The organism is Ruminococcus flavefaciens ATCC 19208 (genome assembly GCF_000518765.1).
Taxonomy (GTDB): domain Bacteria; phylum Bacillota; class Clostridia; order Oscillospirales; family Ruminococcaceae; genus Ruminococcus; species Ruminococcus flavefaciens.
This window is the reverse complement of the sequence record NZ_JAEF01000016.1, coordinates 169959-180248: the sequence shown is the minus strand read 5'-3', so window position 1 is coordinate 180248 and position 10290 is coordinate 169959. Positions and strand designations below refer to the sequence as shown.

Annotated in this window: 10 protein-coding genes and 4 tRNA genes; all 14 read right to left on the bottom strand. The window is 42.8% G+C overall.

Features of this window, described 5'->3' with window-relative positions; genetic code table 11:
- Window positions 1-247 precede the first annotated feature (247 nt).
- Window positions 248-1357: a transglutaminase domain-containing protein gene (locus L870_RS18400; RefSeq protein WP_028517245.1), complete on the bottom strand. Its 1110-nt coding sequence runs from the start codon at window positions 1355-1357 to the stop codon at window positions 248-250.
- Window position 1358: 1 nt separating this feature from the next.
- Window positions 1359-2270 carry an NYN domain-containing protein gene (locus tag L870_RS0105205; protein ID WP_028517244.1) on the bottom strand — a complete coding sequence of 304 codons (912 nt, stop codon included), beginning with the start codon at window positions 2268-2270 and terminating at the stop codon, window positions 1359-1361.
- Between the two features lie 253 nt (window positions 2271-2523).
- Window positions 2524-3042: a hypothetical protein gene (locus tag L870_RS0105200; RefSeq protein ID WP_028517243.1), complete on the bottom strand. Its 519-nt coding sequence runs from the start codon at window positions 3040-3042 to the stop codon at window positions 2524-2526.
- Window positions 3043-3105: 63 nt separating this feature from the next.
- Window positions 3106-3639: a hypothetical protein gene (locus tag L870_RS0105195; protein WP_028517242.1), complete on the bottom strand. Its 534-nt coding sequence runs from the start codon at window positions 3637-3639 to the stop codon at window positions 3106-3108.
- Between the two features lie 22 nt (window positions 3640-3661).
- Window positions 3662-4186 carry a hypothetical protein gene (locus tag L870_RS0105190; protein WP_028517241.1) on the bottom strand — a complete coding sequence of 175 codons (525 nt, stop codon included), beginning with the start codon at window positions 4184-4186 and terminating at the stop codon, window positions 3662-3664.
- A 106-nt stretch (window positions 4187-4292) separates the two neighbouring features.
- A tRNA-Gly gene (locus L870_RS0105185) sits at window positions 4293-4368 on the bottom strand.
- Between the two features lie 30 nt (window positions 4369-4398).
- Window positions 4399-4474 (bottom strand) — tRNA-Phe (locus L870_RS0105180).
- 4 nt (window positions 4475-4478) lie between these two features.
- Window positions 4479-4555, bottom strand: a tRNA-Asp gene (locus L870_RS0105175).
- Window positions 4556-4558: 3 nt separating this feature from the next.
- Window positions 4559-4634, bottom strand: a tRNA-Val gene (locus L870_RS0105170).
- A gap of 277 nt (window positions 4635-4911) precedes the next feature.
- Window positions 4912-5193: a hypothetical protein gene (locus tag L870_RS0105165; protein WP_028517240.1), complete on the bottom strand. Its 282-nt coding sequence runs from the start codon at window positions 5191-5193 to the stop codon at window positions 4912-4914.
- Window positions 5194-5212: 19 nt separating this feature from the next.
- Window positions 5213-6739, bottom strand: coding sequence for a DUF4340 domain-containing protein (locus tag L870_RS0105160; protein ID WP_028517239.1), 1527 nt, complete (start codon window positions 6737-6739; stop codon window positions 5213-5215).
- Complete coding sequence (locus tag L870_RS0105155) at window positions 6736-8328, bottom strand: motility-associated ABC transporter substrate-binding family protein (RefSeq protein ID WP_028517238.1); 1593 nt, start codon at window positions 8326-8328, stop codon at window positions 6736-6738. Before L870_RS0105155 ends, L870_RS0105160 begins: the two co-directional genes overlap by 4 nt.
- A gap of 29 nt (window positions 8329-8357) precedes the next feature.
- Window positions 8358-9077, bottom strand: coding sequence for an ABC transporter permease subunit (locus tag L870_RS0105150; RefSeq protein WP_028517237.1), 720 nt, complete (start codon window positions 9075-9077; stop codon window positions 8358-8360).
- Complete coding sequence (locus L870_RS0105145) at window positions 9077-10198, bottom strand: ABC transporter ATP-binding protein (RefSeq protein ID WP_028517236.1); 1122 nt, start codon at window positions 10196-10198, stop codon at window positions 9077-9079. Before L870_RS0105145 ends, L870_RS0105150 begins: the two co-directional genes overlap by 1 nt.
- Window positions 10199-10290 lie beyond the last annotated feature (92 nt).

Below are 10290 nucleotides of genomic sequence, written 5' to 3'. Positions count from 1 at the left end.
AGACAGCTTTAATATTATATCACAACTCATTTCCTTTGTCAATACCTTTTCGGAAATTTTTGCGATTTCTTTTTTGTCACCCGCTCCGTCTTTTCGCCTCCAATGCTGCTCCGGCAGTCTTACTTTTCAGCGTCTTTCCCTCGCGGCGACTTATTTATTATAGCAGGTTTGGAATGAAATGTCAACACGTTAATTGTGCCAACCTTATCTGTTGTATCTCGTCGAATTGTGTATATTTTTACAACTCTTATGAGAACAGCATGGTAAGGCACAATTCCTGTTCGTTTTCCTTGAGAGAAAGCGTAACTTCCTCACCGTACCGGAAGCCTGTTTCATCAAGCATTTTGAATACATTTTCCTCAGTTATAAACTTATCTCTGAACTTCTCATACACTTTTGAATTTGAAAAACGTATCTCTATTGTACCGTTTCCATTGGTCAGCTCTCTGCGGACTATCTCCTCTGCATCCTCATATGTATCCGCATAGAGTCCGCTCTTTACGTAGTAATTCCACTTGTTGCTTATACAGGGGAACGGTGTAAAAAGCGTATCATCTGCATAGTGTGTTTTCGAGAAATCAGCATCTGAGCACAGGAAGTACATCTGTCTCATTTCTCCTATAACATCTGTATCAGCCCATGTTACGTCGATATTATACCATTCGTTGTCTATCTTCACCTGATTCCATGCGTGATTTTCACCCTTATCGGTAGTGCCTGTTATAACAACGCTTTCAAGTCCCAATTTTCCTGCAAGCAGATTGAATGCCTTAGCATAGCCTTCGCAGTTTGCTTCGCCTCTGACAAGACAGCCATAGACCGTTGACGCAAATTCGCTGTCATCGCCCGTTATATATTTACACTTTCTGACAATGTAATCATTGATATACCTCGCCTTTTCCTCGTCTGTGACCAGCTTGTCTGTCTCCGACAAAGCAGCTTCAACCGCGCTGTCAAGATCCTCTTCCTTCTGGTGAGGCCTCGTCATATCTCTGTATACTATCTTCGCATCGCGTACCTTCTGCGCTGTATAATAGACGGAATCAAGGTAATAAAACTCACTTTCCTGCTTCTCAAGAATACAGTAGACCTTGGAATAGGTGTTGCCGTCCACTTCATAGGGCAGAGGTATCATCTCTTTCCTCTCGGATATTCCGCGATAAAGTGCAGTATATATACCTTTCTCCTTTGTCGAGAGTTGCTTGTATATCGGGCGCTGAGCCTTTTCCTTTTCGGTGAGATACTCGACATCGGGATAATCCTTCATTATGCCCGATTTCTTGATATATCTCCACGCCATAAACAAACAGCCCACGCAGACAATACAGAACAATGCTGTTATCAGTTTCTTTCCCAAATCAGTTCTCCGTTATCATCACTGTGTTGTTGCGTATTTTGAATGACGGCAGATTTTCCACAAACTTGCTGAATTTTGAATATCCATAGGACTTAACATCAAATTCGGGTATTTTAGTACAGAGCTGTTTTTTCAGCTCGCCAAGATTATAGCCTTTGCTGCCGTTTGTGCGGACAATCGCCGCAATAGCCGACTCTATTCTTTCAAGGTCTGTCATGCTTGATTTCTGTGAAACAAGTATGCTGCTGCCCACCTGTCTGAAGCTCAGACTGTCAAACTCTTTAAGGAACTGTGAAAACTTTGAATAGCCGTAGTTTCTCACATCGAAATCAGGATAGCGGTTGAGAAGTCGGCTTCCAAGCTCGCCAATATTGATCTCGTCCTGAAGATTTGCATTTTCAGTTATTATTCTTACTATAGCCGATTCAAGTGTTTTAAGCTCTACCTTTTCGCTCTCAACAGTACCCTGAAGCTCTTCATCAGCAAGTATCTCAAGATATTTGAATGCGTTGCAGGCTGTACTGAAAGGCTTCGGGGTTTTCTGCTCTCCCATGCCTATAACGTGCATACCCGATTCGCGCAGGCGTATAGCAAGTCTTGTGAAGTCGCTGTCACTTGACACTATGCAGAAACCGTCAACATTATGAGAATACAGTATATCCATAGCATCAATTATCATGGCTGAGTCGGTAGCATTCTTTCCCGTGGTATAGCTGTACTGCTGAACAGGAGTGATAGCATTGTCAAGAGCCATATTTTTCCATCCTGCAAGATTAGGTCTTGTCCAGTCGCCGTAGACCCTTTTGTAAGTCACAACACCGTAGTTAGATACCTCATCAAGAATGTACTTTGTATATTTCGCTGCAACGTTATCTGCATCAATAAGCACTGCATATCGTGTTTCTTTTTCCATTTTCTCACTCCTGTAAATTCTACCGCAAGCGGAATGTGTCTATTAAAGGATCTGCGCCCCTTAACACAGTTCGGGGCAATACCGCACAGCGGAATGTGATATATTTATTATAACATTTATATAAGATTTTGTATATAGTAATTCCGCACAAAGACAAAGAGCCGTCTTTGTGCGGAATTAAGATACAGCCGATCATAATTAAAGCCATAGCACTTCCGATATTTCGGAAATACTATGGCTTAAAGCTTATGTATCAGTATTTAAAGAACTTTCCGTTGTGCTCAACGCCGTCATCAGACCATTTAAAGTCACTGAAGCTCTTGTCGGAATAGAAAATACGCTCATACTCAAACATACCGTTTTTGCGGTATACAGAGCGGCTGCCCTGCTCATCGCTGCTGCCCTCTATATAATAAAGAGTATGCTTGCCGTCAGGACTTTTCAGGCTTCCAAGCGACTCACCGAGCCAGTCAGTACCGAATATAAGGAAAGAAAAGCCCAATGCACCGAGAAATACCAGTGAAAGCACCGACGGAAGTCTTTTTCCGCCGTATTGTCTTTTCCATATCTGCAAAAACGCCATAAAAGTACCGAGACACAAAAAAGCAGGCGCAGCAAGTGCAAGCACATTGATCATAAATCTTTCGGTGAATTTCCATACTGCTATGAGCTCGTTCGTATCACCGATAAACAATATAAGAAATATCATAGCTCCGAGGCAAAGTACGCCCAGAACAAGGAATATCCATTTCAATGCTTTTATAAGTTTCATTTTTAGACCTCTTTTTTCATAATATTATAGAAATTACTGCTGCATTTAAACCAAGACTTAATTTTAGGATCTATTATTTTCAAGCAAATCATATTCAAACATCTCACCGTCCACAGACAGTGCATCGTCTTTCCATTCTATATCATCAAGAGCACCCGAATCTGTTCTTTTGATAATATAATATATGTGTCCGTCGCCCTTGCGCAGCCACTCAACATCACCCGAATACTTGTTTCTCACGTAATAGACCGAGTGCTTTCCGTCAGGACTTTCCATCTCATGCATAAAATCTCCGATATGGCCGCTCGTTATAGCATAGATAAGTCCAAGAGCACCTCCGCAGAGCAGCGCAACAAATCCAAGAATAATTATGCCGTTTCTGTTTTCGCGTATCCTTTCAACGAGGGAGATAACAGCTGCTGCTCCAATAAAAAGCGGCACCCCCACAAAGCACAGATTAGATATAAAGTTTTCGGGCATTCCGCAGAAAACTCTTACAGCATGATCGTCAAGGGAACTCTGTGTACTTTCAAAATAAAATATACCGCCAACGCAGACCAAGGCTGCAACCAATAAAACTATTTTCAGTATCTTCATATTCTGCCTCAACAATTATATATTATTTGTCATCATAAGGAGAACACGGATATTGCTTTCCGTCAACATTAAAAAACTGATCTCCCCATTCTATTTCAGCAGGTTCATCGCTGGCAAACAGATACTCATAGGTAAATGTTCCGACTCTGCGGTAATAATTATAAGTCTTGCCGGATCTTGTATCCTTTGTAATATAGATCACGGAGTGTCTGCCTCCGGGACTTTTGACCTCTCTTGAACCTACATAAAATTCATCGTTTTTCGACATGCAGAACATGAGCACAGCTGAACCGACCAAGACAAATGTTCCGAACAGCCAGAGTCCTTTATGCTTTTCGCCATTCTTTATTTTTTCAATAAAAAGCGCAAATGAAGCTACTCCAAGGAAGAACAGCACCAGCAGGAACAAGACCCATTCCACAAAAGCCTCTCTGAAGCCGAAAAGAAGAATAAGGTCTTTACTATTACTATCAGCAAATCCCACAATAAAGCAGGCAATACCGCTGAGCAGTGCCAGAACGAGAGCCGTTACTTTAAATTTTTTCATATTTATACCCCTTTTAGTGTTATCCCTATTACCCCATATTAATTAAAAAATCCCGAAACTATTGCTTCGGGATTTACGTAATACCAAGGTTATTACCCCAGTACTATGGAGCGGATTACGAGGCTCGAACTCGCTACCTCCACCTTGGCAAGGTGGCGCTCTACCAGATGAGCTAAATCCGCATTGTATATAGAACGCATCAGCGTTCTATATGGTGCTTCCGGTCGGAATCGAACCAACGACACGGGGATTTTCAGTCCCCTGCTCTACCGACTGAGCTACAGAAGCGTGTTGGCGACCCCGAACAGACTCGAACTGTCGACCTCCTGCGTGACAGGCAGGCGTTCTAACCAACTGAACTACGAGGCCATGTGGTGGGGACTACAGGGCTCGAACCTGTGACCCTCTGCTTGTAAGGCAGATGCTCTCCCAGCTGAGCTAAACCCCCACATCGCATTGCTTTATTCTGTCGTTTCAGGCGTCTTATCCCTGACGACGAAAATAATTATACCACAGTATTTTCCATTTGTCAAGCGTTTTTTGAAAAAAATTTCGGATTTTTTTAAAAAAGTCCGAAAAAGCCTATTTTCAGCAAAAAACTATACAATGATATCGCTCACTAATTACTGACCACTAATAACTATCAGCTAACAGAAAAGCCACAGCATCTCTGACCGTGAGACGCTATGGCTTAAAGTTATTATAAACGCGCTTTCGGCGCGAGCTTAGTTTTTCAGAGCCTTTTCAAGCCACACACTTGCAATATCCAGTGCTTCGTAAAGGCCGCATTCTCTCTCTGTATTCTTAACAAACGCCTTCAGGGGGTTGGGCTCGTTGGTATCCATCTGAACGACTCTTACCTTTGATGTCACCTTTTCGCCGTTTTCTTCTTTGGTATCAAGTATCTGAATGAAAATAACGTAAGGGTCCGACATAAATCCGTAGTATATATCATTTCCGTTTCTTACCAGAGGGTAGCCCTTATATGTGTTGAATTTTGCGTTCATTATATACCTCCTTGGAATTTTACCAGTTTTTAATGTAATCCTCTCCTGTGCCTATGCGCTTGATATTTTCAATGAGGGTCTTCACATAGGACTTTGTGCAGTAATACCTGCTATCGCCGTTTATAACGATAAGGGCACGCATTAATGATTCATCATAGAAATCATAAGTTGTAGTTGTATTATTATACTTATCCGTATACTTTATTGTTGCCATCGGCTCACCGTCAGGTACAGGCACATCAATTGCAAATTCCTCTGCATTTGTACCTGCAAGGAACGAGTAGAAGAGTCTGTATCTTTCAGAATCGAACTCCTTGCCGTTGTTGGTAACAATGAAATCCTCAGATTTAGGACTGTCAGGGACATTATCCTTATCCTTTGGCTCAATAACAAAATCAGCCTTTTCTCCTCCGCCGCTTGCAGAGAGCTCGGTGATATTCCATACATAGTTTGTGATAAGGAGACGTGTAACTATATCAATAGGCTGTACAGTCAGCCATTTAGCACTTTCAGCCGAAACAGTATAGATTATTTTTCCGCCCTCGAGCATAGCATAGCTGCACTTCGCACCTGACTCCTCATCATCAAATGGCTCGCTGAGAAGGAGCTTATATGTGTTTCCGTCATCGCATTCCATAGTAACTGTGCAGAAAGGCTCATCAAGACCTGCCTCTGCTATATCCTCGTCCTTGCAGCCGAGGGTATGGATATCGGCAGCTGTAAGCCCGAACATACCTGTTGTGATATCTGTGGACTTTTCTACGGCAAGATAGCTCTCTACAGGAGATACCAGCTTATGTGAAGCAGAAGTACCACCTGAATTCTCACCCTCGCTCTTCTTATCATATTCGATAAGGATATCCTTATCCATATCACCTCTGTTTATCCTGAGACTGTTAATAATAGGATACGCGTCATCGGCAGGCTTTGCGAGAATGACCTTTGAGATGAAGTCGTTCACACCTAATCCGTAGTTGTGGACAGTGGAGGAATTAACGACATATACATCATTTTGACCGTCCACCATAAAATATGATGTACTGCCTGAAGGTGTTTCATCGCCCACATAGAACTTTACTTTTTTTCCTGATTCATATGTGAACTCCACCTCGGCGGCAGGGTTTTCGAGGCCGTATTTTCCGAGGTCATCACAGCCCTCTGCAATAAGAGACTGTGCCTCTATGCCGTTTCCATTATTGATAAGAGTGCTGACCATGGAATTGTCAACATTCATATCCTCATAGCCCTCAAGAGTATAAACAGGATCTTCTCCTTCCTCTTTCGGTGCTTCCTGCATAATTACGTTAATAGTGCCTTTGCTGTTTTTTACAACAGCACTTTTTACAGTCGCAGCATCGCCATCATCGCTGACGAGGACAGTTCCCTGTCCCACAGCCTGAGTAGCGAGAAGCTCCATAGTTGTTGAATTGTTGTCTCCGCTGCCGTTTCCGTCCTCGGGAGTAAGCTTCATATAGGCATATCCGCCTCCCAGCATAGCCACAAGGACTGCACTGAGCGCGATGATACCCTTTGCCTGTTTTTTCATTTATTTCTTCTCCTTAAAAGAACAATTACGCCTATAGCAGCAACGATGATCGGAATTATCCATATTACGATGATCTGTATCACCTTTGCCTGCTTTGCGGTAGTTGTGATAAACGACTGCTGCAATACCTTGTCGGGAACTATAACGCCGCTCTCCTTGCCTGACATATTATTCAGTATGTTAAGGAGAACACTGCCGTTATTGTATGCCGAAGTCTGTGTAAGGTAAGTGTTGTTAGTCATTGCAGAGCTGCCAATAACAAGGAGGCTGCTTGTAACAGTCTGTATCTGCTCGGTACGCTGCTTCTGTGAGAGCATTACAACTGTTCTCGGACCTGCTTCACCTGTCTGTGTCTGCATATCCTTCAGATCAACTGTATATGACTCGTCGCAGGATTTAAGGATCTCCTTTACAACGTCCTCGTTCTTCTTTGAGATAACTGTAAGCTCTCTTGAAAGAGGAGCAATAACAGGGAGCTTCTCATTAGGGAGCTTGCCAACTGAGTCAGGATCATTTACATTCAGCATGATAGATGCCGCACTCATTTCAGCATTTTTCTCGTCTATGATAAGATTATCTTCTACCTTTATGCTCCAGTCAGCAAGAAATGCGTCTATATTAGTGAGATTTGACGATGAATAGTCAGGTACATATACCATGCTCCTGTCGTATTTTCCGCCGTTTTTAAGGAAATCATCAAGCTTGTTGATAATAGGCTCTGTAAAGTCAACGGAAGGAGCATAAACTACTACCATATCGTACAGAGCAGGATCAAGCTCGTCTGTAGCGATGTCGATATCTGTACAGTCATAGCCGTTCTTTGCGAGAAGAGTATTCTCAAATGATTCAACAACATAAGAATAGGTATCAGCATTATAGACTGCTGCACCGTTCATAGTCTGAACAAAAGCCACCTTTACAGGGTGAGCATCTGTAACATTGGTAATAGCAGAAGTAATAGTGCTCTCACCAACGAAATTAAAGCTCATGGTTGAGTTGTCGGGAGCGATCATGCCCATAACGTCATTCTCTGTGAGTACCTCTACTCTTTCCCCGGAAGCGATAATGATGTTATTATGAGCTATATCGCCGTTATAGTGTTCCTTATACTTGTTTATGATATCAGGATCCTTGTCCATATCAACGTACTTTACATTGATGCTGCCTTCGCCCTGCTCGGCATATACAGAATACTTGTCGAGGAGCTCGGGAATGATCTCAAACGGTATCTCGATCATGATACCCTGTCCGGCATACTGTCTTTCAATGCTGTTTCCGAGTGTCTCAAAATAGTCTCTCTCGGAAGTAACGACAATATCAACGTCCTTTGTAAGACGCTTTAAGGCGTCTATAGACTGCTCCGTAAGCTCATATCTGCTGTCGGGAGTTATATCCAGCTTCATAGGCTTGCGCTTAGCCATAATGCCTGCCATGATGTTGAACACAACGACTATCGCAGCAACGAGCGCAATGGTAGTATAGAACATAGTGCCGTATTTCAGCTTCTTGAAGTTTTTCTTTGCAGGAGCTGCTTCTTCGGACACTTCTGTTCCTGTTACCTTCGACTCATCAGTATCTTTAATACTCATCTGTAATCAAAACCTTCCTTTCATGTAGATCAGCTCCAGCGTCTCTTCTCAAGCACCTTAACGGTGAAGAAATTGAAGAGAAACGCTACACTGATAAAGAATAATACACTGGTGAGACTGAATACTCCCCTTGTAAATTCAATGTATCTTGAATAGAAGGCTACAGAGGTAACTATCTTATAAATGCCCTTCTTGAACCAGTTTCCGTTTGCGAAACCTGATACGAGCATCTCCGAAAGGTACAGAACGAAGAGCAGGACAAGGCTTACAACAGCTGATGCCATCTGGTTCTCGGTAAGTGAGGATACGAATAATCCCACAGCTATGAAAGCTGCACCGAGGAACAGCATTGCAAAATAGTTGCCGAGGAGCGGAGTCCATGCGATCTCGCCGAGATAATTGAGAATAAAAGCGTATACGAATACGATAGACTCGGCTATAATGTACAGCGTAAGAGCTGCAAAGTATTTTCCGAGAACTATATCCCACAGACTTATAGGAGCTGTAAGAAGTCCCTGATCTGTTTTGTTCTTCTTTTCCTCACTGAGCAATTTCATTGTGAGTACAGGAATAAGACAAAGCACAACAAAGAACATAGAGCTGAACATATTTGCTACGTTTGTTGTATTTGACATTATAGTTCCCGTAAAGAAGAATATACCTGAAACCAGCCAGAACACAGTAAGAAATACATAAGCTATGCCTGACGTAAAGAATGCGCCCATTTCGCGCCTGTAAATAGCAGACATTATTCCTCACCTCCGTTATTTTCGCTGCTGTCTGCCGAGCCTTCCTCAGCATTTTCATCAGCCTTTTCTTCTGCATCTTCCTGAACAGCCTTGAGCTTGCCGTTCTGAGTGCGCTTTATAGCTATCTTCGGTTTGGAACTGTCATCTTTTCCGTCATTCTGCTTGTTAAGACCATCGTCCATAGTGATCTTAAGGAATATGTCCTCAAGAGTGAGGTCTGAGAGCTGGAGCATAAGGATATTCCAGCCTTTTTCAGCACAAAGCTTGTTTATATCACGGCGGACATCTGTCTTGCCGTCTGTCTCAACGTCGTAATCGTAGATACCCTTTTCACGCTCCATGTCAGCGCGGACATACTTAACACCGCTTACAGCCCTGAGAGCGTCGGCTATCTCACGCTTATCATCGGCAGTATGAGTAAGTCCCTCTATACGGAGCACCATTTTATGCTCATTGGTGATATCACGCGCTATCTCGTCGGCAGTACCGTCGGCAGCTACCTCACCCCTGTTTATGATGATTATTCTGTCGCATACAGCCTGTATCTCGGGAAGGATATGGGACGAAAGAATAACTGTATGTCTCTTTCCCAGCTTTTTGATAAGAGTTCTTATCTCTATGATCTGGCTTGGGTCAAGACCAACTGTAGGCTCGTCGAGGATAAGCACAGGGGGATTGTTGATAAGTGCCTGAGCAAGACCTACTCTCTGACGGTAACCTTTTGAAAGATTCTTGATTATCCTGTGTCTTACGTCCTGTAACATACAGCGTGTGCATATATCCTTGAGGTGAGCTTTTCTCGGAAGCTTGCACTTTTTCAGGTCATACATGAAATTGAGATAAGCATCAACGGTCATATCAACATAAAGAGGCGGTATCTCAGGGAGATAGCCTATCTTTGACTTAGCCTTTTTAGGCTCTTCAAGAATATCCGTACCGTCTATAAGCACCTCTCCCGAAGTTGACGATATATATCCTGTCAGCATATTCATGGTCGTTGACTTTCCTGCACCGTTTGGTCCGAGGAAGCCGAGTATCTCACCCTTTTCGACCTTGAAGCTGATATTGTTTACGGCTGTTTTTGAGCCGTATTTTTTAGTAAGGTTTCTGACCTCTATCATTGGGTTTTACACTCCTTATTATAATAATTCAGAGGTTTTGCGGCATGACGAGCCGCATTTTCAGCAATATCTATGGTAATACTTGTTTGTGA

Bases quoted from the DNA above. Each gene is read 5' to 3' on its own strand.
- L870_RS0105205 (WP_028517244.1), bottom strand. From the start codon at position 2,270: ATGGAAAAAGAAACACGATATGCAGTGCTTATTGATGCAGATAACGTT.
- L870_RS0105200 (WP_028517243.1), bottom strand. From the start codon at position 3,042: ATGAAACTTATAAAAGCATTGAAATGGATATTCCTTGTTCTGGGCGTA.
- L870_RS0105195 (WP_028517242.1), bottom strand. From the start codon at position 3,639: ATGAAGATACTGAAAATAGTTTTATTGGTTGCAGCCTTGGTCTGCGTT.
- L870_RS0105190 (WP_028517241.1), bottom strand. From the start codon at position 4,186: ATGAAAAAATTTAAAGTAACGGCTCTCGTTCTGGCACTGCTCAGCGGT.
- L870_RS0105165 (WP_028517240.1), bottom strand. From the start codon at position 5,193: ATGAACGCAAAATTCAACACATATAAGGGCTACCCTCTGGTAAGAAAC.
- L870_RS0105160 (WP_028517239.1), bottom strand. From the start codon at position 6,739: ATGAAAAAACAGGCAAAGGGTATCATCGCGCTCAGTGCAGTCCTTGTG.
- L870_RS0105155 (WP_028517238.1), bottom strand. From the start codon at position 8,328: ATGAGTATTAAAGATACTGATGAGTCGAAGGTAACAGGAACAGAAGTG.
- L870_RS0105150 (WP_028517237.1), bottom strand. From the start codon at position 9,077: ATGTCTGCTATTTACAGGCGCGAAATGGGCGCATTCTTTACGTCAGGC.
- L870_RS0105145 (WP_028517236.1), bottom strand. From the start codon at position 10,198: ATGATAGAGGTCAGAAACCTTACTAAAAAATACGGCTCAAAAACAGCC.